The organism is Paracoccus sp. (in: a-proteobacteria) (assembly GCF_046289755.1).
GTDB lineage: Bacteria > Pseudomonadota > Alphaproteobacteria > Rhodobacterales > Rhodobacteraceae > Paracoccus.
In genome coordinates, this window is the sequence record NZ_JBKBVD010000003.1 from 1 (window position 1) to 19742 (window position 19742).

The 19742-nt window shown below is 67.3% G+C and carries 23 protein-coding genes; 16 read left to right on the top strand and 7 right to left on the bottom strand.

Going from position 1 to position 19742, the window contains the following annotated elements:
• The 12 genes from ACK41U_RS01510 to ACK41U_RS01565 form a co-directional block, all read left to right on the top strand.
• A partial coding sequence (locus ACK41U_RS01510; RefSeq protein ID WP_409675201.1) for a 5-deoxy-glucuronate isomerase occupies positions 1-169 on the top strand: 169 nt, incomplete at its 5' end.
• A 98-nt stretch (positions 170-267) separates the two neighbouring features.
• Positions 268-1209, top strand: a complete 942-nt coding sequence (phnD, locus tag ACK41U_RS01515) for a phosphate/phosphite/phosphonate ABC transporter substrate-binding protein (RefSeq protein ID WP_409674878.1) — start codon at positions 268-270, stop codon at positions 1207-1209.
• Between the two features lie 67 nt (positions 1210-1276).
• The gene (gene phnC, locus ACK41U_RS01520; RefSeq protein WP_409674881.1) at positions 1277-2104 is read left to right on the top strand and encodes a phosphonate ABC transporter ATP-binding protein; all 828 of its coding nucleotides are present in this window, start codon (positions 1277-1279) and stop codon (positions 2102-2104) included.
• On the top strand, positions 2104-2901 hold the full coding sequence (gene phnE, locus ACK41U_RS01525) for a phosphonate ABC transporter, permease protein PhnE (RefSeq protein ID WP_409674884.1): 798 nt from the start codon (positions 2104-2106) through the stop codon (positions 2899-2901). The genes phnC (ACK41U_RS01520) and phnE (ACK41U_RS01525) overlap by 1 nt, the downstream gene beginning before the upstream one ends.
• The gene (gene phnE, locus ACK41U_RS01530; protein WP_409674887.1) at positions 2898-3707 is read left to right on the top strand and encodes a phosphonate ABC transporter, permease protein PhnE; all 810 of its coding nucleotides are present in this window, start codon (positions 2898-2900) and stop codon (positions 3705-3707) included. The genes phnE (ACK41U_RS01525) and phnE (ACK41U_RS01530) overlap by 4 nt, the downstream gene beginning before the upstream one ends.
• 324 nt (positions 3708-4031) lie before the next feature.
• A complete protein-coding gene (gene phnF / locus ACK41U_RS01535; protein WP_409674890.1) occupies positions 4032-4781 on the top strand; it encodes a phosphonate metabolism transcriptional regulator PhnF in 750 nt (249 codons plus the stop codon).
• Positions 4774-5220, top strand: coding sequence for a phosphonate C-P lyase system protein PhnG (phnG, locus tag ACK41U_RS01540; RefSeq protein WP_409674893.1), 447 nt, complete (start codon positions 4774-4776; stop codon positions 5218-5220). The genes phnF and phnG overlap by 8 nt, the downstream gene beginning before the upstream one ends.
• Positions 5220-5777 carry a phosphonate C-P lyase system protein PhnH gene (phnH, locus tag ACK41U_RS01545; protein WP_409674896.1) on the top strand — a complete coding sequence of 186 codons (558 nt, stop codon included), beginning with the start codon at positions 5220-5222 and terminating at the stop codon, positions 5775-5777. Before phnG ends, phnH begins: the two co-directional genes overlap by 1 nt.
• On the top strand, positions 5777-6871 hold the full coding sequence (locus ACK41U_RS01550) for a carbon-phosphorus lyase complex subunit PhnI (protein WP_409674899.1): 1095 nt from the start codon (positions 5777-5779) through the stop codon (positions 6869-6871). The genes phnH and ACK41U_RS01550 overlap by 1 nt, the downstream gene beginning before the upstream one ends.
• The gene (locus ACK41U_RS01555) at positions 6868-7785 is read left to right on the top strand and encodes an alpha-D-ribose 1-methylphosphonate 5-phosphate C-P-lyase PhnJ (RefSeq protein WP_409674902.1); all 918 of its coding nucleotides are present in this window, start codon (positions 6868-6870) and stop codon (positions 7783-7785) included. The genes ACK41U_RS01550 and ACK41U_RS01555 overlap by 4 nt, the downstream gene beginning before the upstream one ends.
• A complete protein-coding gene (locus tag ACK41U_RS01560; RefSeq protein WP_409674904.1) occupies positions 7782-8597 on the top strand; it encodes an ATP-binding cassette domain-containing protein in 816 nt (271 codons plus the stop codon). Before ACK41U_RS01555 ends, ACK41U_RS01560 begins: the two co-directional genes overlap by 4 nt.
• Positions 8598-8604: 7 nt before the next feature.
• Positions 8605-9312, top strand: coding sequence for a phosphonate C-P lyase system protein PhnL (locus ACK41U_RS01565; protein ID WP_409674907.1), 708 nt, complete (start codon positions 8605-8607; stop codon positions 9310-9312).
• A 78-nt stretch (positions 9313-9390) separates the two neighbouring features.
• Here ACK41U_RS01565 and ACK41U_RS01570 read toward each other — a convergent pair whose 3' ends face one another.
• Genes ACK41U_RS01570 through ACK41U_RS01600 form a run of 7 tightly spaced genes read right to left on the bottom strand, consistent with a single transcriptional unit; the run spans position 9391 to position 15722 of the window.
• On the bottom strand, positions 9391-10560 hold the full coding sequence (locus ACK41U_RS01570) for an alpha-D-ribose 1-methylphosphonate 5-triphosphate diphosphatase (RefSeq protein ID WP_409674910.1): 1170 nt from the start codon (positions 10558-10560) through the stop codon (positions 9391-9393).
• 18 nt (positions 10561-10578) lie between these two features.
• Entirely contained in the window at positions 10579-11361 is a 783-nt protein-coding gene (locus ACK41U_RS01575) for a class I SAM-dependent methyltransferase (protein ID WP_409674912.1), read from the bottom strand.
• A gap of 3 nt (positions 11362-11364) precedes the next feature.
• Positions 11365-12579, bottom strand: a complete 1215-nt coding sequence (locus ACK41U_RS01580; protein WP_409674915.1) for an alpha-D-ribose 1-methylphosphonate 5-triphosphate diphosphatase — start codon at positions 12577-12579, stop codon at positions 11365-11367.
• Positions 12579-13238, bottom strand: a complete 660-nt coding sequence (locus ACK41U_RS01585) for a class I SAM-dependent methyltransferase (RefSeq protein WP_409674918.1) — start codon at positions 13236-13238, stop codon at positions 12579-12581. Before ACK41U_RS01585 ends, ACK41U_RS01580 begins: the two co-directional genes overlap by 1 nt.
• 8 nt (positions 13239-13246) lie before the next feature.
• A complete protein-coding gene (gene phnE / locus ACK41U_RS01590) occupies positions 13247-14047 on the bottom strand; it encodes a phosphonate ABC transporter, permease protein PhnE (RefSeq protein ID WP_409674921.1) in 801 nt (266 codons plus the stop codon).
• Positions 14040-14834 (bottom strand): phosphonate ABC transporter ATP-binding protein, encoded by a 795-nt coding sequence (locus ACK41U_RS01595; RefSeq protein ID WP_409674924.1) that lies wholly within the window; start codon positions 14832-14834, stop codon positions 14040-14042. Before ACK41U_RS01595 ends, phnE (ACK41U_RS01590) begins: the two co-directional genes overlap by 8 nt.
• A gap of 3 nt (positions 14835-14837) precedes the next feature.
• Positions 14838-15722 (bottom strand): PhnD/SsuA/transferrin family substrate-binding protein, encoded by an 885-nt coding sequence (locus ACK41U_RS01600; protein ID WP_409674927.1) that lies wholly within the window; start codon positions 15720-15722, stop codon positions 14838-14840.
• A 399-nt stretch (positions 15723-16121) separates the two neighbouring features.
• Here ACK41U_RS01600 and phnC (ACK41U_RS01605) point away from each other — a divergent pair, with 399 nt between their 5' ends.
• The 4 genes from phnC (ACK41U_RS01605) (at position 16122) to phnE (ACK41U_RS01620) (ending at position 19731) form a co-directional block, all read left to right on the top strand.
• The gene (phnC, locus tag ACK41U_RS01605; protein ID WP_409674929.1) at positions 16122-16937 is read left to right on the top strand and encodes a phosphonate ABC transporter ATP-binding protein; all 816 of its coding nucleotides are present in this window, start codon (positions 16122-16124) and stop codon (positions 16935-16937) included.
• Between the two features lie 28 nt (positions 16938-16965).
• A complete protein-coding gene (gene phnD, locus ACK41U_RS01610; RefSeq protein WP_409674932.1) occupies positions 16966-17883 on the top strand; it encodes a phosphonate ABC transporter substrate-binding protein in 918 nt (305 codons plus the stop codon).
• A 67-nt stretch (positions 17884-17950) separates the two neighbouring features.
• Complete coding sequence (gene phnE / locus ACK41U_RS01615; protein WP_409674935.1) at positions 17951-18853, top strand: phosphonate ABC transporter, permease protein PhnE; 903 nt, start codon at positions 17951-17953, stop codon at positions 18851-18853.
• On the top strand, positions 18850-19731 hold the full coding sequence (gene phnE / locus ACK41U_RS01620) for a phosphonate ABC transporter, permease protein PhnE (RefSeq protein WP_409674938.1): 882 nt from the start codon (positions 18850-18852) through the stop codon (positions 19729-19731). The genes phnE (ACK41U_RS01615) and phnE (ACK41U_RS01620) overlap by 4 nt, the downstream gene beginning before the upstream one ends.
• The last annotated feature ends 11 nt before the right edge of the window (positions 19732-19742 follow it).

Here is a 19742-nt window from a genome sequence, read left to right on the forward strand (position 1 = left end):
GCTGGACGAGCTGATGGCCGTGCGCGACGGCGATGTCGTGCTGGTGCCGCGCGGCCATCACCCCTGCGCGGCCCCGCATGGGTTCGAGCTGTACTATCTGAATGTCATGGCCGGGCCGCGCGGGAACTGGAGGTTTGTGGCCGCGCCAGAGGTCGCGCATCTGATGTGAGGCGGGGGGGGGTTGTCACGAAACAGACGCGGCGGCGTCGCCTTGTTGTCATGCTGCCGCGGTAGCAGGCCCCCAGACATCCATACGGGGACCGGACCATGAAACATCTTCTGCTGACCGCCGCCTTTGCTCTGGGCGCCACCGCCGCAGCCGGGTTCACGCTCGACGCACGTTACAGCGATGCCGATGGCGATATGGTCGCCGACATTCCGACCGATCCGGCCGAGCTGGTCGATCCCGCACAGCTGGTCTTTGCCTATACGCCGGTCGAAGATCCCGCCGTCTATGCCGAAGCATGGGCAGGTTTTCTGGCACATATGGAAGAGGTGACCGGCAAACCCGTCCAGTTCTTCCCGGTCCAGTCCAACGCCGCCCAGATCGAGGCGATGCGCGCGGGCCGTCTGCATGTCGCGGGCTTCAACACCGGATCGAACCCGCTGGCCATCGCCTGCGCGGGCTTTCGTCCCTTTGCGATGATGGCCTCCGATGACGGCAGCTTTGGCTACGAGATGGAATTCATCACCTATCCCGACAGCGGCATCGAGTCGGTCGAGGATATCAAGGGCCGCACCATGGCCTTTACCGCCGAGACCTCGAATTCCGGCTTCAAGGCGCCCTCGGCGCTGATGTCGGCGGAATACGGTATGGAGTCGGGCACCGATTACACCCCGGCCTTTTCCGGGGCGCATGACAACTCGGTTCTGGGGGTCGCCAACCGCGACTATGACGCCGCAGCCATCGCCAATTCGGTGATGACCCGGATGCTGGAACGGGGCGTGATCACCGAAGATCAGGTCGTGTCGATCTACAAATCCGAAACCTTCCCCTCGACCGGCTATGGCACGGCCCACAACCTGACCCCCGAGCTGCAGGACAAGATCCGCGAAGCGTTCTTCAGCTTTGACTGGGAAGGCAGCGCGCTGGCCGAAGAGTTCTCGAAATCGGGGGAATCGCAGTTCATTCCGATCACGTTCGAAGAGCATTGGTCGGTCGTGCGCACGATCGACGCCGCCATGGGCGTCAGCTACGAGTGCAGCTGAACCCTGACTGAGCCCTATCAGCGGGCGGGGGAAACCCCGCCTGCATTCATTTCAGAAGGACCGGGACATGCTGCGCATCGACGCCCTGACCAAGACTTACAAGACCGGCGACCGCGCCCTGTCAGACGTGTCATTCGATCTGCCCAAGGGGCAGGTGGTCGGGCTGATCGGCCCGTCCGGCGCGGGGAAATCGACGCTGATCCGCTGCATCAACCGGCTGGTCGAGCCGACCAGCGGCAAGATCCTGCTGAACGACATCGACGTGACCGCACTCGGGTCGGGCGATCTGCGGCGGGCGCGGCGTCGCATCGGAATGATTTTCCAGGAATACGCTTTGGTCGAGCGGCTGACGGTGATGGAAAACGTGCTGTCCGGGCGCTTGGGCTATGTGCCGTTCTGGCGGTCGTTCACGCGGCGCTTTCCGGGGGCCGATATTGCGCGGGCCTATCGGCTGCTGGACCGGGTCGGCCTGTCGGCGCATGTGGACAAGCGCGCCGATGCGCTGTCGGGCGGGCAGCGTCAGCGGGTCGGCATCGCCCGCGCGCTGGAGCAGGAGCCCGAACTGCTGCTGATCGACGAGCCGACGGCCAGCCTCGATCCGCGCACCTCGCGCCAGATCATGCGCCTGATCGTGGAAATCTGCCGCGAGGACGGGCTGCCCGCGATCATCAACATCCATGACGTGCTGCTGGCCCAGCAATTCGCCGACCGCATCATCGGGTTGCAGGCGGGGCGCGTGGTCTTTGACGGCCCGCCCACCGAGCTGACCGAGGATGTGCTGACCACCATCTATGGCGCCGAGGACTGGACCGCCATGCGCAAGGGCGCCGCCGACGACGCACAGGACGAGGCCGATGCCCGCGCCGATGCCGACCGCCTGCTGGAGGCGCTGTAATGGCGCATCCGGTCACATGGAAGCGCCCGCCGCAGATGATCCGCTCGCGCCACTGGCGGGTGATCCTGACGGTCGGCGCGATCCTCTATCTGGTCTTTGCCATCGGCAGCGTCGAGCTGAACTGGACCCGCATGGCCGAAGGCTGGGAACGCGGCGCGCGGTTCATCGGCGGCTTTCTGCAACCCGACTTCACCTCGCGCTGGCGTGACATCAGCACCGGGCTGATCGAAAGCCTGACGATGACGCTGACCTCGACCGTGATAGGGGTCGCCATTTCGATCCCCATCGGGCTGGGGGCGGCGCGCAATCTGGCGCCGCGCTGGGTCTATGCGATCTGTCGCAGCATCATCGCGGCCAGCCGGGCGCTGCAAGAAATCATTGTGGCGATCTTCTTCGTGGCCCTGTTCGGCTTTGGCGCTTTTGCGGGCTTTCTGACGCTGACCTTCGCCACGATCGGCTTTATCGCCAAGCTGCTGGCCGAGGACATCGAGGATCTGGACGAGCGTCAGGCCGAGGCGATCCGCGCGACCGGCGCAAGCTGGTGGCAGCTGGTGAACTATGCCGTGCAGCCGCAGGTGATGCCGCGCCTGCTGGGCCTCAGCCTCTACCGGCTGGACATCAATTTCCGCGAATCCGCCGTGATCGGCATCGTCGGCGCGGGTGGGATCGGTGGCACGCTGACCACCGCGCTCAGCCGGTATGAATATAACAGTGCGGGGGCGATCCTGCTGATCATCATCGTGATCGTGATGCTGGCCGAATATGCCTCGGGTCACCTGCGGAGGATGCTGAAATGACCGCGACGTCTTTTCCCGAAACCTGGCGCCATCGCAGCCCGCGCGGTCAGATTGCGCTCTGGGCTGGCTGGCTGGGGCTGGTGGCGCTGTTCGTCTGGTGCTGGAACCTGATGACCGAGCGGACGATGTGGATCTTTGTCTATGACGCGCCCACCGCCGCAGCCGACCTTCTGGGCCGCGCCTTGCCGCCGCGCTGGTCCTATCTGGAACAGCTGTGGCGGCCGCTGATCGACACGATCAATATCGCCACGCTCGGCACGCTGCTGGGGATCGTTCTGGCGGTGCCGCTGGCCTTTCTGGCCGCCTCGAACACGACGCCTTCGCGGCTGATCGCGCGACCCGTCGCGCTGTTTCTGATCGTGGCGACACGCTCGATCAATTCGCTGATCTGGGCGCTGCTGCTGGTGTCGATTCTGGGGCCGGGCCTGCTGGCGGGCATTCTGGCCATCGCCTTCCGGTCCATCGGCTTTATCGGCAAGCTGCTCTATGAGGCCATCGAGGAAACCGACGCCGCCCAGATCGAGGCCGTGACGGCGACCGGGGCCAGCCGGTTGCAGGTGCTGAACTACGGGATCGTGCCGCAGGTGATGCCGACCTTCTACGGCATCTCGGTGTTTCGCTGGGACATCAATATCCGCGAAAGCGCCATTCTGGGACTGGTCGGCGCGGGCGGCATCGGCGCGCAGCTGCAGGCCAGCCTGAACGTGCTGGCATGGCCGCAGGTCACGCTGATCATTCTGGTGATCCTGGCCACCGTGGTCGTGTCGGAATGGGTCTCGGCGCGCGTGCGCCATGCCATTATCTGAGGCAGCCGCACCCAGCTGGCGGACATGAGGTCCGCCATGGCGATCTGATATTGTAGTTACATAAGACGGATTATTGCTCTGTCATCTGTAGCACGATGACAGAACTGTCCGGCATGCCGCGTTCCAGGATCGGCATGGTGGGCATTCGCCATCCAGCCTGTGCGCCATTGCTGCGGCAGACATCGCCCGATCAGCCGAAATCTCCAGCATCATCCTGACCTGCCACCGGCCGTTTCGCGGTCGCGGGCGGGTTGGCTGTCATGCCCTCGTCATAGCGGACCGGTATGGGTCAAAGTCATTCGGATGACTTGAGGATCGGGCGGAATGGGACGGGACAACTGGAAGATCATCCGCGACCGGATATCCGCCGATATTTCCGGCGGCGCCTTGCTGCCGGGCGCGCGCCTGCCGACCGAGGCGCAGCTGTGCCGGCTGTTTCAGGCCGGGCGCCATTCGGTCCGCCGCGCGGTCGCGGCGCTGTCGGTCGAGGGCAAGCTGCGGGTCGAACAGGGGCGCGGCACCTTTGTGCAGGCCGCGCCGCTGATCAACTACCATATCGGGCGGCGCACCCGGTTCCGCCAGAACCTGCTGGAACAGGGCGTTTTTCCGGCGGGCGAGCAGATGGCCGATGACATCGTGCCCGCCTCGGCGCGGGTGGCTGCGGCCCTTGATCTGCCCGAGGGCGGCGCCGTTCACCGCCTGCTGCGCCGGGGGTTGGCCGACGGGGTGCCGGTCAGCATCGGGCTGTCCTTTCACTGCGCGACCCGCTTTCCCGATCTGGCCCGCCGCCGCACCGCCGGAGAGTCGGTGACCGAGATCTATCGCAGCCACGGCATCGCCGATTACTTCCGCAAGCGCACCATCGTCTATGCCCGCAACCCCGATGCCGAAGAGGCCGGACTGCTGATGCAGCACCCTGATCGGCCGGTCATGGTGCTGCACAAGACCGATGTCGACGCCCAGGGCCGCCCCATCGGCTATTCCGAGGCGGTCTGGGCCGCCGAGCGGGTGCAATTTTCCTTTGACAGTCAGGATGAGGGCGCCGAGGCGCCGGAAAGAGTGACAGATGTTTGACCAAAGCGACGAGACCACTGGTCCGCTGGACCATGGGGCGATGCTGGACGTGCTGGCCCGCGCCGATCCCGCCCGGCTGGCCGCGCTGGCCGAGGCGCTGCTGCCCGCGCTTGGCGAGGTCGAGGTGATCCACAGCCGCACCGGGCTGGTGATGCTGCCGATGCGCGACACGGTGCAGGGCACCGATTTCCATCTGGGCGAGGTGCTGGTGGCCGAGGCGCAGATCCGCGCGGCGGGTACGGACGGCTATGGCATGGTCGTCGGGCGCGATCTGGAACGCGCCATGGCGATGGCGGTGGTCGATGCCGCCGCCGCCAGCCTTGGCCAGACGCCCGAAATCCGCGCGTTCCTGCAGCACGAGGCCCGCGCGCAGGCCGCCGCCGACACCGCCCGCCTGCGCGAGATCGAGGCCACCCGTGTCGATATGGAGACGTTCTGATGTCCGTGACTGAACTGGCCCCCTCCCCCGTGCCGGATGCGTTCGAGACCCGCACCAATGCAACCTTCGAGGCGCTGATGGGCGCATTGTCGCGCCCCGGCACGATCCACACACTGCCCGAACCGGGCATGGCGCCGCTGGCCGAGGCGCTGCTGGACCGCGAATGCCGGGTCTTCTGTCCCGACCCCGCCTTGTCCGACCGGATCACGGCACTTGGTGCGGCGCTGGTGCCGGTGGCCGGGGCCGATCACTGCTTTTTCGCGCTTGGCGATGCCGGGGCGGCGGATCTGCTGGCAGAGGTCGCCGTGGGATCGGCGCTCTATCCCGATGCGGGCGCGACCGTGGTGTCGCCCGCCGTCTTTGGCAGCGGCCAGCGGCTGCGCCTGACCGGGCCGGGGATCGAGACCGTCACCGACATCGCCCTGGGCGGGGTGCCGTCGCATATCTGGGCGCAGCGTTCGGCGCGCTGCCGCTATCCCGCCGGGTTCGATCTGTTCCTGATCTGCGGGGCCGGGGTGATCGGCATTCCCCGCTCGACCACAATCGAGGTGCTGTGATGGCTTATGTTGCAACCCGTGGCGGCGCGCGCGCCATCGACCAGTCCGAACGGCTGTATCGCGCGGAACTGGGCAGGATCGACGCGGAACGGGTCGGGGCCCTGCGCGCGGCCCTGCCGATGCTGATCGACCGGGTGATGGGCGAGGCGTCGCTGTACGAGCCCGATCTTGCCGCGCTGGCGCTGGCGCAGTCGGGCGGCGATCTCTACGAGGCCGTGCTGCTGCTGCGCGCCTGGCGGACGACGCAGCCGCGTCTGGCGGTCGCGCAGCCGGTCCGGCAGGATCAGCTGTTCACCCATCGGCGGATCTCGGCGGCCTTCAAGGATATTCCGGGCGGGCAGATCCTTGGGCCCAGCCTCGATTATGCCCACCGCCTGCTGGCGACCGATGTGCTGGGCGGCCAGCCCTTCGTGCCCGCCCCCGTCACCCCCGCCGCGACCCCCGCGCCCGCGCGCCAGCCCTCGCTGGCCGCGTGGCAAAAGGCGCAGGGGCTGGTCGCCGATCCGCCCCGCACCGACGTCGCCCCCGATGACATCCCCGACCTGACGCGCGAGCCGCTGCTGTTTCCCGCCAAACGCGCCCATACGCTGCAAAGCCTCGCGCGGGCCGATACCGGCGGGATGCTGGCCTTGGGCTATTCCGCCATGCGCGGCTATGGCAACGCCCATCCGACCGTCAACGAGTTGCGGCTGGCCGAGGCCGAGCTGCGCGTCACCCATCCGCGCGGCACGGTGTTTTCCGCCGGGCGGGTGAAGGTCTCGCAGGCCGAGGTCACCTCCAAGGGCAAATCGGGGCTGCTGGAGCTGGGCTTTTGCGCGACGCTTGGCTGGAACGAGGTCAAGGTGATCTCGGGCGCCACGCTGGATCTGAACGCGCCGGGTGCCGCCAAGGGATCGCCGGTCGAGGAAGAGTTCTTCCTGTATCACACCGAGCCGGTCGAGGCCTCGGGCTTTTGCATCCATTTCAAGCTGCCGCATTACGTGACCTTTCAGTCCTCGCTGGATGCGTTGCGGGGCGCACAGGCGGGTGCCGCCCCCGCCCCCGCCAAACCGGAAACCGAAACCCAGACCGCAACCGAACAGGTGCCCGCATGACCGCCCTTGCCACGCTGACCCGGCCCTGGCAGCCGCTGTCCTATGGCTTCCTCGATGCCTCGGCCAAGCGGGAACTGCGCCGCAAGATGCTGAAGGCCATCGCCGTTCCGGGCTGCCAGATGCCCTATGCCAGCCGCGAGGTGCCGATGGCGCGCGGCTGGGGCACGGGCGGGTTGCAGGTCACGCTGACGCTGCTGAAACCCTCATCCGTGGTCAAGGTCATCGACCAGGGGGCCGATGACAGCGTCAATGCCGCCTCGATCCGGTCGTTCCTGTCCAAGGTGTCGGGCGCGGCCGAGACATGGGACACGACCGAGGCGACGCTGATCCAGAGCCGCCACCGCATCCCCGAGGAACGGCTGCGCGACGATCAGGTGCTGGTGCTGCAGGTGCCCAACCCCGAACCCCTGCGCCCGGTCGAACCGAACACGAGCGTGGCGCGCCAGATGCATGCCGATGCCGATTACGGGCGGCTGTGGCTGATCCTGTATGAGCAGATCGTGCGGTCGGGGCGGATCATGCAGGGGGCGTCCTATCCGGCGCTGGTGAACGGGCGGCATGTCATGACCCCCTCGCCCATCCCGCGATGGGATCTGCCGAAACTGCACATGGCGCGGCATCTGACCTTCCTGTCGGCGGGCCGGGAAAAGCGGCTCTATGCCGTGCCGCCCTTTACGCGGGTCGAGCCGCTGGTCTTTTCCGACATCCCCTATCAGGTCGAGGATCACGCGGGCCTGACCTGCCACCGCTCGGGCGTCACCGGGTTCTTCATGAACGAGATCCCGCAGGACGGTGGCGGCTCGCAACACGAGCTGTCCGACAGCCATCTGGGCATCAAGGCGATCCGGCAGGCCGAGGGCGCGCCGGTCAGCATCGGCGCGACATGGTACGAAAACGGAAGGATGCCGCAATGAGCGCCGCCCCGGCTAGTGCACTGGCCCGTCTGGCCCCGCAACTGATGACCACGCCGCCGCTGCTGACCATGACCGGCGTCTCGCGCCGCTATGGCGATGTGGTGGCGCTGCAGGATGTGTCGGCCCTGGTCTATCCCGGCGAGGTGCTGGGCATTGTCGGCGAAAGCGGCTCGGGCAAATCGACGCTGCTGCGGATGATGAACCTCGAGGACACGCCGGATGCGGGCGATTACCGCTTGGCGATGCCCGACCTGCCCGGCAACCTGTTCGCGCTGGACCGCTTTGCGCGCCGGATGCTGTGCGCCACCCGGATCGGCATCGTCTATCAGAACCCGCATCTGGGCCTGCTGATGAAGAACAGCTCCAGCGGCAATGTGGCCGAGCGTCTGCTGATCGCGGGCGAGCGCAGCTTTGCCGCCCTGCGCGCACGCGGGCGCGAGGCGCTGGAGGCGTCGGAATTCCCGTTGGAGCGGATGGATGCGCGGCCCGCCGATCTGTCGGGCGGCATGCAGCAGCGGGTGCAGCTGGCCAAGGCCATCGCGCTGGAACCGGCGCTGCTGCTGCTGGACGAGCCGACGACCGGGCTGGACGTGTCGGTGCAGGCGCTGGTGCTGGACACGTTGAAACGGCTGCAGCGCGACCGGGCGATCACCATGGTCATCGTCAGCCACGATCTGGGCGTGATCCGCACCATGGCCGACCGGGTGATGGTGATGCGGCGCGGGCGTGTCGTGGAACAGGGGCTGGCGGATCAGATCTTTCAGGACCCGCAGCACGAATACACCCAGCAACTTGTCCATGCAAAGCTGTGAGGCCGCAATGACCCCCGTTCTTCACGTCGACAATCTGGCCAAGCATTTCCGCATGCACCATCTGGACCAGACCCTGCACGCCTTTTCCGGCATCAGCTTTTCGCTGGCCGCCGGGGAATTCCTGCTGCTGCGCGGCCCCAATGGCGTCGGCAAATCCACCCTGCTGCGCACGCTCTATCGCAGCTATCTGCCGCGCGCGGGCCATATCTGGTATCACACGACCGAGGGGCGGATTGATCTGGCCTGCGCCGCCGATGTCGATATTGCCCTGCTGCGGCGGCGCGAGATCGGCTTTGTCACGCAATTCCTGATCGCCCGCCCCCGCGTCGCCGCCGAAGACATCGTGGCCGAACCGCTGCGGCGGGCCGGTCACCCTGCGGCCGAGGCGCTGGACGAGGCGCGCCGCTGGCTGTCGGAATTCGGCGTCAAGCGCGACCTGTGGCGGGCCTATCCCACGACCTTTTCGGGGGGCGAGCAGCAAAAGGTCAATCTGGCCCGCGCGCTGATCCTGCCGCAACGGCTGCTGCTGCTGGATGAGCCCACCGCCTCGCTGGATGCGGGCGCGCGGGCGGCGCTGATCCGCAGGCTGGCCGATCTGAAAGCCGCCGGCGTGGCGATGATCGGCGTGTTCCACCATCCCGGCGATGTCGAGGGGCTGATCGACCGCGACATCGAACTGACCGCGCCAGAACTGCCTCAGGCAGTCCCCGCCTGATCGGGTCGCGCCCGTTCCGGGCCATGTAAAAGGGGGGCGGGGCCGGTGCCCTGCCCCCCTTCCCCGTGCGGGCCGGATCTAGAACACGCGCCGCCCTTCGCGCCAGACCGCGACCACCTGATGATGCGCGCCGCTTTGGCGCACACGGACCAGATCGGCGCGCAGGCCCGGCGCGATGCGCCCCCGGTCGGTCAGCCCCGCCATCCGGGCGGGCGCCTCCGTGACCATGCCGATCGCCCGGCACAGATCCTGCGGCAGCCCCGCATCGGCGCCGATGGCAAAGGCCGCATCCAGCGGGCTGCGCGGGATGTAGTCCGAGGACAGGACATCGCACAGATCCGCCTCCAGCAACCGGCGCAACGAGACATTGCCCGATTGCGACCCGCCGCGCAGCAGGTTGGGCGCGCCCATCACCACCGTCAGGCCGCGCGCGCGGGCATGGGCCGCAGCCTCCAGCGTGGTGGGGAATTCGGTCACCGCCACGCCTTCGGCCAGCGCCTGATCGACCTGCTCCGGGGTGCGGTCATCATGGCTCATCAGCGGCACGGCAGCGGCGCGGGCCTGCGCCACGACATGGGCGCGCACCCCGGCGCCCACGCGGGCCGAGCGGTCCAGCAGCTCGGCCATCACCTCGCGCGCGCTGTCCATCTGCTGGCCGGTATCCTGCGCCATCCGGGCCAGCCAGCGCTCGCGGTCGACGCTTTGGCGGTCGCCGGGCGTGTGATCCATGACCGAGACCAGCCGCACCAGCGGGCTGGCGATGGTGGCATCGGTCAGCGCCATCGTGTCGGGATCGCTGATCTCGCAGCGCAGATGCAGCAGGTGATCGGCCCGGAACAGACCGGCCGCCCGGCCCCGCTCCAACGCCGCGACCAGCGGCACCAGCAGGTCACGCCGTTCGGGCCGCTTGATCGAGGCGCCGACGCACAGGCTGTCCAGAACCGTGGTGGTGCCGCCCGCGATGACCACCGCGTCATGCGCCATCAGCGCATTCAGCAGATCCCAGGTCACGCCGCTGCGGGGAAAGACATGCGTCTCGACATGGTCGGTATGCACATCGACAATGCCGGGGATCAGGAAATCCCCGCCGAAATCATGTCCCGGATCAAAGCGCCCCGCCGCCCGCCCGCCGGGGCGCAGGGCGGCGATCTTGCCCTCCTCAACATCGACCGCGCCCTCGATCACGCCATCGGGCGTCACGATCCGGGCGCCGGTCAGCGTCGCCCTGGCCATTTCAGTATCGAACATCCTGCATCCTTCATGTGGTTAACCGTGTTTCCGGGCCCATTTCGCGGTCGTTTCCCAATGGATCGTCACCGGATCGTCGCCCAGCCCATGCGCGGCACAGATCGCGGTCAGATCGGCCATGACCCGTGTCAGCCCGATCCGCCGCACCACCACCGACAGGGTCGAACGCGTCAGATAGAGGTCGATCAGCCCGCGCGCCGTGACCTCGCTGGTCCAGGGACAGGTGCAGGACCGCGCGGCCATGAAGCCGGGCAGCTGCGCCAGACCGCGGACCACGGGTTCCTTGCGGGCCTCGCGGCAGGCCAGGTCGATGGTGCCCGCGGACTGTTCCTCGATATAGCTGTCAAAGGCGCGCAGCAGGGGCGAGGGCTTGCGCCGGTTGCGGATCAGCGCCAGCACGCCGCCGGGGGCCAGCACGCGTTCGGCCTCGGCATAGAACCGCTGCGCGTCGAACCAGTGAAAGGCGGTGCAGGCCACGACCAGCGCGGCGAAGCCCGGCGGCAGGCGCATCTCTTCGGCGGTGGCATCGGCGACCTGCACATCGGGGTCGGTGCAGAACCGCCGGGCCAGCACCCGGCGCATGTCGCGGCCCGGCTCGATGGCGATGAAGCTCCAGCCGGGGCCAAGTGCGGCGCGCAGCGAGGTGGTCGAGTTGCCCGGCCCCGCGCCCACATCGACCGCCACCCGCGCGGCACAGCGCAGATCGGCGGTCAGCGCGTGAAACGCCTGCGCGGGATAGCCGGGGCGGTGCATCTCATAGGTTTCGGCCAGCCCGTCAAAGCGCTCTGCCGCGTCGCGCATGGTTCAGCCCGCCGCCAGCGCGCCATAGGCCGCCCGGCCCCGGACGAAACAGTCGCGCACCGCCGGGGGATGGCCCTCGGGCCAGTCCAGCAGCACCAGATCGGCGCGTTTGCCCGGCGCGATGTCGCCGCGATCGCCCAGGCCAAGGGCGGTGGCGGGGTTCGCCGCGACCAGCCGCCACAGATCGGGCAGCGCGGCGATGCGATCGGCCTGCAGCCGCGCCATCGCCGCCAGCATCGCCGGGTAATAGTAATCCGAGGCCAGAATGTCGCACAGCCCCGCCGCCACCAGATCCGCCGCCCCCGGAGAGCCCAGATGGCTGCCGCCCCGCGCCGCATTGGGCGCGCCCAGCACGATCATGTCGCCCGCCGCGCGCGCCGCCTGCGCCACCGCCCGGTTCATCGGGAATTCGCAGATCCGGGCGCCGTGGCCGCGATAGAAATCGCGCGTCTCGGGCTGGCTGTCATCATGGCTCAGCATCGGCGCGCCCGCCGCGCGCGCCTTGTCCCCGGCGGCGGCGATGGTGGCGGGCACCTCGGGACGGCGCTGCCAGATCCGGCGCATCAGCCCGGCGAATTCCTCGGTGGACATGCCCGACCGTTTGGCCCGTCCCTCCATCCTGGCGACAAAGGCCGGGCTGTGCATATCGGTCACCGGATAGGCCGGATCGTGGTCAAAGGGCCGGTCCTGCAGCGCCATCGACGGGTGCAGCACCGCCATGGTCATGTGATCGTTAAAGGCCAGCGCGGGCAGCAGCGGCCCGGCCAGCGCCCTGTCGATCAGCGGCAGAGCCTCGAAACAGAACGTCTCCCACCGCAGTTGCACGCGGTTCTCGACCGTCAGGCGCGGGGCGAGGGACGCCAGCGCCGCCACCACCTGTTCGCCGGTCGCGACCGAGCGCAGCCCCGGCTCCCAGCTCAGCGTCAGGGCGTGATAGGCGGTGGCGATGCCATTGGCGCCCAGCTGCCGGTCGGTTTCCAGCAGCGCCGTTTCGGTCGGGTTCATCACGCCGGGGCGCGGCATCAGCTGGCGTTCGAACGCATCGCCATGAATGTCGACCATCGCGGGCGCCAGCACCTGCCCGCGCCCGTCGATCACCCGCGCGCCCTCGCGCGGCCCGTCCAGCGCGGTGATGACGCCATCCTCGACCCGGACCGCGACCTGCGCCACCTGATCAGGCAGGATCACGCGCGCGCCTTCGATGACGAACACCTGCATCACAGCCGCTCCAGCACCAGATGCCAGTGCCACGAGCCGGGGGTTTCGTGTTCGCGATCCTCCAGACGGCAGACCTCGAACGCGGAAAACAGCTCCAGCAGGTCGCGGCCGGTGCAGAAATAATGCGGGTGGATCTTGTCGCCCTCGCCCTCGAACACCCAGGTATTGCGCGAGATTTCGCGGCCCGGCGCGCGGGCCAGTTCGACCGGCACGCGGCGTGCCGACAGCATCGTGCCAAGGAAGGTGCCGCCGGGCTTCAGGACGCGGGCGATCTGGGCGATGGTGGCGCGCAGCACGGTCTCATCGCCGTGATAGATCACGTTCCAGGACAGCACATGGTCAAAGCTGTGATCGGCAAAGGGCAGATCGGTCATCAGCCCGGTGCGGGCATCGACGGCCAGCCCCTCGGCGGCGGCGATGCGGGTGATCTGGGCAATGCCCTCGGGGGCGGCGTCCAGCGCGGCGGTGACAAAGCCCTGCCGCGCCAGCGCCAGCGCGTGACGCCCCACGCCCGCGCCCAGATCCAGCACGGCGGCGCCGGGGGTCAGGGTCGCGGCGAACGCCATCACCTCGGGTTCGGGGCGTTCCCATTTGGTCGTGCCATCGGCGCGGGTCCATTCCCGGCCCCAGTATTCATGTGCGGTGTCGGTCTTGGTCATCTCTGTCGTCATCGTCCCGGTCCCATGATGGAGGCGCGCAAAGCGGCGCCGATCTGTTCCACCCCGATCACCACCACCGCGATCATCAGGATCACCGTCATGGCCGTAGGATAGTCGAAAAGGTCAAAGCCCACCTTCAGCTCGATTCCGATGCCGCCTGCGCCCACAAGGCCCAGAATGGTCGAGGACCGCACCGCCTTTTCCAGCCCGAACAGCGAGGTCGAGACAAAGGCAGGCATCGCCGCCGGAATGGTCGCGCAGGCGGCAATGTCGATCCGCCGGGCGCCGGTCGCGCCAAGCGCCTCGGCGGGTCCGGGATCGGTGTTTTCCATGTCATCGGCGAAAAAGCGGCCGCAATAGCCGATCGTGTCGACGACGATGGCCAGCATGCCCGCGAACGGCCCCAGCCCGACCGCGACCACAAAGACCAGCGCCCAGGCCAGATCGGGCACGGCGCGGATAAAGCCCAGCACCGTGCGCACCGCCCAGTTGATGCCCGGCCCGACCAGCACACCCCGCGCGGCCAGCAGCGCGATGGGCAGCGACAGCAGAATGCCGATGGCGGCCCCGGCCAGCGCGATCTGCAGCGTCTCGACCATCTTCCAGGCCAGCCGGTCAAGATTAGGGGTCGAGGGCGGCCAGGCCCGGTCAAAGAAATCGGCCAGCCGGGGCGGCGAGGCGATCAGCCGGTCCGCCGACCAGCCCGCGCCCTCCAGCGACCACAGGATCAGCAAAAGCAGCACGACATAGCCGATGAACCCGCCGATGCCGGGCCGTGCGAAACGGTCGGGAAGCGATCTGTCAGACATAAAGACCTGCCATATCCTGCGCCGAGACATCGCCCGCTGCTGCGTCGATGGCGATCCTGCCGCCCTGCAACCCCAGAATCCGGTCGCCATAGCGCAGCGCGTGATCAACGCTGTGCGAGGTGAACAGCACCGTGACGCCCTCGCGCCGGACCAGCCCCATGAACAGGGCCATCACCTCTTCGCCCGCCTGCGGGTCCAGCGAGGCGCAGGGCTCATCCGCCACCAGAAAGCGCGGCTGGCTGACCAGCGCGCGGGCGATGGCCACGCGCTGGCTTTGCCCGCCCGACAGCTGATCGGCGCGCCGTGCGGCCAGCCCCGCCAGCCCGACCTTGTCCAGCGCGGCAAAGGCGGCGGCGCGGGCCGCGTCCGGGGCCAGCACCTGCGACCAGTAGCGCGGCCCCGAATGGCTGCCCATCAGCCCGTGGATGACATTTGACAGCACCGACAGGCGCGGCACCAGATTGTGTTTCTGCCCCACCAGCCCGGTGCGCGCGCGCAGATGGCGCCGCCCCCGGCGGGTCAGGGTCGCCATGTCCTGACCCAGCAGCGACACCTGCCCGGCATCCGGGGCGATCAGCCCCAGACAGCAGCGCAGCAGCGTCGATTTCCCGGTGCCGTTGGCACCCACCAGCGCCACGCATTCACCCTGACGGATGCCAAAGCTGAGGTCCGAAAAGACCGGCGGGGCCGCGCCATAGCGTTTGGCCAGCCCCTGTGCGGTCAGGTCGTGGGGGCCCGCCTTGACCGCCGCATCGGGGGCCGGGGCCGTGATGCCATCAAGAGGCATCGCCTATTCGCCCAGAAAGCTGTCGAATTGCGGATAGCCCGCCGTGGTATACATCGAGCGGACCAGATTGTAGTTTTCATCCTCGATCGCCACCAGATCCATGCCGACATATTTGTCGTTCTTCTCATGGGTGGTGATCGCCTCGATGATCTGGTCCTTGCTGGCGATGATGGCGTCGCGGACCTGGGCCTGCATTTCGGCGGGGACATGCGCGCCCGCCAGCAGCATGTCATTGGGCAGATCGCCCGACCGCGCCAGCACCTTGAAGAACCCGTAAGGCACCGATGCGTCCTTGTTGCGCGCGTTGGAAATCCAGCTGCCCTCGTTGACCCCGATCGCGGCCACATCGCCCGCCTTCAGCGCCTCATGCGCGATATTGCTGGCGGTGTGCACCTTGTCGACATCGCTCACCGGATCGAGGCCGTAATCGGCCATCAGCTGCATCGGGCAGAGCATGTTCGAGGTCGAGACGATATCCCCGAACGCCACCTTGCGCCCCTTCAGATCGGCCATGCTGTCGATCCCGGCATCGGCGCGCACGACAATGGCGCAGCGGTAATCGGGGCGGCCAAAGCCGATCAGCGGCGTGGCCTCGGTCAGCGTGTTGATGATGATGTATTCCGCCGGGCCGGTGACGACGAAATCCACCGTTTCGCCCCGCAGGGCCTCGGCGGCGGCACTGCGCGACGAGACGGGAAAGAACTCGAACGTATGCCCGGTGGCTGCGTCCAGCGCCGCCTTGAAGGGGCCCCATTCGGCTTGCAGACGCTCCAACCCTTCCACATCGGTCACGGCGATGTTCCAGGTCTCGGCGGCGGCTGAGGCTGCGGCGGCGGTCACCCCGGTCAGGGCAAGGGCGGTTCCGATCATCAGGGACGTGAGGGTCATGGCTGTCTCTCTGGTCAGGATTGGTTCGGATGAATGACTAGGCCCCGGACGTGATAAAACCTGCACGGTCCGGTGAATTTTCTGTCATATTCGCAAGACGGTTTGCTGACAGACCGATCCGTTCACCACGGCAAACCACAGCTCAACCCTTTGAAACAGGTGGCAAAGGCCTGTCTCCGCCGACGGGCAACCGGCCCTTGCGCCGTTTTTCTCAACCGATTTCGCGGCTTTTGACGCGCCGGACGGGTGGATCAGGCGTGCCAATAACATGGTTGCAGAAGCGGTCCTTTGAAAACACATCATTTTCCGGGGCCACTGTCACCGTCCGGTCAGAAACCCGCGACCGAAAATTCATTCGGATGACGCGGGCGCGTTGCACCGCCCCGGCATAACGGCGGCATGGAACAGCACATCCTTTCCCTTGCAGGCCTTGGCCGCAGCTTTGGCACCACCCGCGCGGTGGATGCTGTCACACTCGATCTGCGCCCCGGACAATTCGTGGGCGTGATCGGCCGGTCGGGCGCAGGAAAATCGACCCTCCTGCGCCTGATCAACCGACTGGTCGATCCGACCGAAGGCCGGATCATCTTTGGCGACACCGATGTCACCGCGCTGCGGGGCCGCGCCTTGCGGGCCTGGCGGCGCGACTGCGCGATGATCTTTCAGCAGTTCAATCTGGTCGAGCGGCTGGATGTCCTGACCAATGTTCTGGTCGGGCGGCTGGCCGATCACGGGTTTCTCAGCTCGATGGCCATGCGCTTCAGCGATGCCGAGCGGACCGTGGCCATTCAGGCGCTGGACCGGCTGGGGATGGCACCGCAGGCATTGCAGCGCGCGGGCACCCTGTCGGGGGGCCAGCAACAGCGCGTCGCCATCGCCCGCGCGCTGGTCCAGACCCCGCGCATCATGCTGGCGGACGAGCCGATCGCCAGCCTCGATCCCGGCAACGCCACCCTTGTCATGGAGGCGCTGAGCCGCATCAACCGCGAGGATGGCATCACCGTCCTTGTCAACCTGCACACGCTGGACACCGCCCGCGCCTATTGCGACCGCATCATCGCCATGCGGGCCGGTCGGGTGATGTTCGACGGCACCGCCCGCCAGCTGACCGATGACGTGGTCCGCGACATCTATGGCAGCGACGGGCTGACCGAGTTCAACGAGGCGATCACCTCGACCCGCGCGCGACCCGCCCGCCAGCTTGAAATCGCCTGACCCTTTTCCCCGATACCGGAGCTTTCCCATGCGCCTGTTTGCCCCTCTGACCGTCCCGCTGACCGTGGCTCTTGCCACCCTGACCGCCCTGCCCGCCATGGCGCAGGACTGGAAGACCGATTACCGCATCGTCCGCTTTGGCATCCTGTCGGGCGAGAACGAATCCGACCGGATCGCCCGCTATGGTCCGTTTCAGCAATATCTGGAGGACACTCTGGGCGTCGAGGTCGAGATCTTTACCGCCGGGAACTATGATGGCGTCGTTCAGGCGCTGGCCGCCGGTCAGATCGAATTCTCGTTTCTGGGGCCGTCGGCCTATGCGGCGGCCTATACCGAAACCAATGGCGGCGTGATCCCGTTGCTGACCGCCCAGCAGAACGATGACTCGGTCGGCTATTACAGTGTCATCGCGACCCGCTGCGATGCGGGCTATAAAACGCTGGACGATCTGAAAGGCAAGACGATCGCCTTCGCCGATCCCGACAGCGCCTCGGGCTATACGATCCCCTACTATAACCTGACCGCCCAGGGATACGTCCCGGAACAGTTCTTTGGGGCGGTGCCCTTCTCGGGCAGCCACGAGGCCGGGATCATGGGTGTCATCCACGGCCAGTTCGACGCAAGCGCCACCCATTGGACCAACGAAACGGCGGGCAACATCCAGCGGATGGCCGAAAAGGGCATGATCGACGCTGACGACATCTGCATCGTGTGGACCAGCCCGCTGATCATGGCCAGCCCGTTCACCGCGCGCACCAACCTGCCCGAGGGGCTGATTGCCGATATGAAAGCGGCGGTTCAGGCGCTGTCGTCCGATGCGCCGGAGGTGTTCAGGCAGATGACCGGCGGCGATGCGTCGACGGCAAAGGCCTATGTCGAGGTCACGCATGAACAGTATCAGGTCCTGATCGACATGCGCGACTGGTTCAAGGCGAACCGGGGCTGACAGCCGCTGATCCGAAACCACAGGGGCGGGCCATGCGGCCTGCCCACAGCTTGTCGGGGCCTGCCGGATGACCACAGCCATTCTTGATTTCGAGCGCGATTACCGCGCGCAACGGCGCCGCGCGCGCCTGACCTTTGCCATCGTGACCGTCATTCTGGTCGTGCTGTTCCTGCTGACCGCCGAGGCCTCGAATTTCTTCAAGGTCACGCAGGTCACGCAGGCCGATGGCAGCCGCGCCGAGCGGTGGGTGATCGGCGCGGGCCTGCCGCGTCTGGGCGAATATGTGTCCAGGACCATCCCGGACCTGGGCTGGGCGACCCTGGGCGCGGACATGGCGCAATGGTTCTCGCGCTGGCGGATCTGGGCGGGGCTGTTGATGGAGACGGTGCTGATCGCCTTCATGGCGACGCTGTTCGGCGTGGCGGGCGGCTTTGCGCTGTCCTTTCCCGCCGCCGGCAACCTAGCGCCGAATCGCTGGGTCCGCTGGCTGTCGCGCCGCTTTCTTGAAATCGCGCGGACGGTGCCGGATCTGGTCTGGGCGCTGATCTTCGTCTTCTGTTTCGGCGTCGGTCCCATGGCCGGGGTGCTGGCCATCGGGCTGCACACGGCGGGCGCGCTTGGCAAGCTGTATTCAGAGGCCAATGAGAATATCGACATGCGGCCGCTGGACGGGGTCAAGGCCGCGGGCGGGTCGTGGTTCGACCAGATGCGCTATGGCGCGGTGCCGCAGGTGCTGCCCAATATCCTCAGCTATACGCTGATGCGGTTCGAGATCAATGTCCGCAGCTCGTCGATCATCGGCTATGTCGGCGCGGGCGGGCTGGGGCAAGAGCTGCGGACCGCCATGTCCTATCAGGAATACACCAGCCTGTCGGCGCTGTTCCTGATCATTCTGGTGACGGTGATCGTCATCGACCACGCCTCGGAACGCCTGCGTCACCGCGTGATCGGGCTGGGAGCCAAAGCATGAAAACCGACCTCTCCGGAAACGGCACCCCCACCGCCGACCAGATCGCCGCCGCCCGCGCGCAGCATCCGCTGGCCTTTCGTGCGCCGCTGCCGGTCCGCCTGCGCCGGATCGCGCTGTGGACCGGGCTGGCGCTGCTGGTCGGCTGGTGCCTCTATGACTTCAACTTTTCGCCGCTGCGCATCTGGGAGGGGCTGGGCCGCCTTGGCCGGGTTCTGTCCTTCATGTTCCCGCCGCATATGTGGTCGGAATGGCGCGAGTTCTCCGAGATCCTGAAAGGGCTGGCCGAGACCCTGTCGATGGCGTTTCTGGGCACCTTGCTGGGCGCGCTGTTCGCCTTTCCGCTGTCGTTTCTGGGTGCGCGCAACATCAACCGCCTGCCGGTTCTGCGATTTGGCGTGCGGCGCGGGTTCGACATCATCCGCGCGTTCGAGACGCTGATCCTGGCGCTGATCTTCATCCGCGCCTTTGGCCTTGGGCCGCTGGCCGGGGTGCTGGCCATCGCGGTCAGCGAAATCGGCGCGCTGGCCAAGCTCTATGCCGAGGCGATCGAGAACAGCTCGGACAAGCCGGTCGACGGGGTGACAGCCTCGGGCGGCAGCCGCGTGCAGTCGATCCGCTTTGCGGTGCTGCCGCAGGTGATGCCGGTGCTGCTGTCGATCACGCTGTACAACTTTGAATCCAACGTGCGGTCAGGGACCATTCTGGGCATCGTCGGCGCGGGCGGCATCGGCTTTCTGCTGTCCGACCGGATCGGCGCCTATCGCTGGGACGAGGCCTGGTCGATCATCTTCCTGATCATCGCCATGGTCTATCTGATCGACTGGCTGTCCGGCCTGATCCGCGCCCGCTTTATCGGCACCTGGGACGGCGCGCGGTGATCCGCCGCCCG

Coding starts and splice junctions, on each gene's coding strand:
- phnC (WP_409674881.1), top strand. CDS start 1,277: ATGCTGCGCATCGACGCCCTGACCAAGACTTACAAGACCGGCGACCGC.
- ACK41U_RS01565 (WP_409674907.1), top strand. CDS start 8,605: ATGACCCCCGTTCTTCACGTCGACAATCTGGCCAAGCATTTCCGCATG.
- ACK41U_RS01555 (WP_409674902.1), top strand. CDS start 6,868: ATGACCGCCCTTGCCACGCTGACCCGGCCCTGGCAGCCGCTGTCCTAT.
- ACK41U_RS01585 (WP_409674918.1), bottom strand. CDS start 13,238: ATGACCAAGACCGACACCGCACATGAATACTGGGGCCGGGAATGGACC.
- ACK41U_RS01570 (WP_409674910.1), bottom strand. CDS start 10,560: ATGTTCGATACTGAAATGGCCAGGGCGACGCTGACCGGCGCCCGGATC.
- ACK41U_RS01575 (WP_409674912.1), bottom strand. CDS start 11,361: ATGCGCGACGCGGCAGAGCGCTTTGACGGGCTGGCCGAAACCTATGAG.
- phnE (WP_409674935.1), top strand. CDS start 17,951: ATGACCACAGCCATTCTTGATTTCGAGCGCGATTACCGCGCGCAACGG.
- phnG (WP_409674893.1), top strand. CDS start 4,774: ATGTTTGACCAAAGCGACGAGACCACTGGTCCGCTGGACCATGGGGCG.
- phnE (WP_409674884.1), top strand. CDS start 2,104: ATGGCGCATCCGGTCACATGGAAGCGCCCGCCGCAGATGATCCGCTCG.
- ACK41U_RS01560 (WP_409674904.1), top strand. CDS start 7,782: ATGAGCGCCGCCCCGGCTAGTGCACTGGCCCGTCTGGCCCCGCAACTG.
- phnC (WP_409674929.1), top strand. CDS start 16,122: ATGGAACAGCACATCCTTTCCCTTGCAGGCCTTGGCCGCAGCTTTGGC.
- phnD (WP_409674932.1), top strand. CDS start 16,966: ATGCGCCTGTTTGCCCCTCTGACCGTCCCGCTGACCGTGGCTCTTGCC.
- phnD (WP_409674878.1), top strand. CDS start 268: ATGAAACATCTTCTGCTGACCGCCGCCTTTGCTCTGGGCGCCACCGCC.
- phnE (WP_409674938.1), top strand. CDS start 18,850: ATGAAAACCGACCTCTCCGGAAACGGCACCCCCACCGCCGACCAGATC.
- phnE (WP_409674887.1), top strand. CDS start 2,898: ATGACCGCGACGTCTTTTCCCGAAACCTGGCGCCATCGCAGCCCGCGC.
- ACK41U_RS01600 (WP_409674927.1), bottom strand. CDS start 15,722: ATGACCCTCACGTCCCTGATGATCGGAACCGCCCTTGCCCTGACCGGG.
- phnF (WP_409674890.1), top strand. CDS start 4,032: ATGGGACGGGACAACTGGAAGATCATCCGCGACCGGATATCCGCCGAT.
- phnE (WP_409674921.1), bottom strand. CDS start 14,047: ATGTCTGACAGATCGCTTCCCGACCGTTTCGCACGGCCCGGCATCGGC.
- ACK41U_RS01550 (WP_409674899.1), top strand. CDS start 5,777: ATGGCTTATGTTGCAACCCGTGGCGGCGCGCGCGCCATCGACCAGTCC.
- ACK41U_RS01595 (WP_409674924.1), bottom strand. CDS start 14,834: ATGCCTCTTGATGGCATCACGGCCCCGGCCCCCGATGCGGCGGTCAAG.
- phnH (WP_409674896.1), top strand. CDS start 5,220: ATGTCCGTGACTGAACTGGCCCCCTCCCCCGTGCCGGATGCGTTCGAG.
- ACK41U_RS01580 (WP_409674915.1), bottom strand. CDS start 12,579: ATGCAGGTGTTCGTCATCGAAGGCGCGCGCGTGATCCTGCCTGATCAG.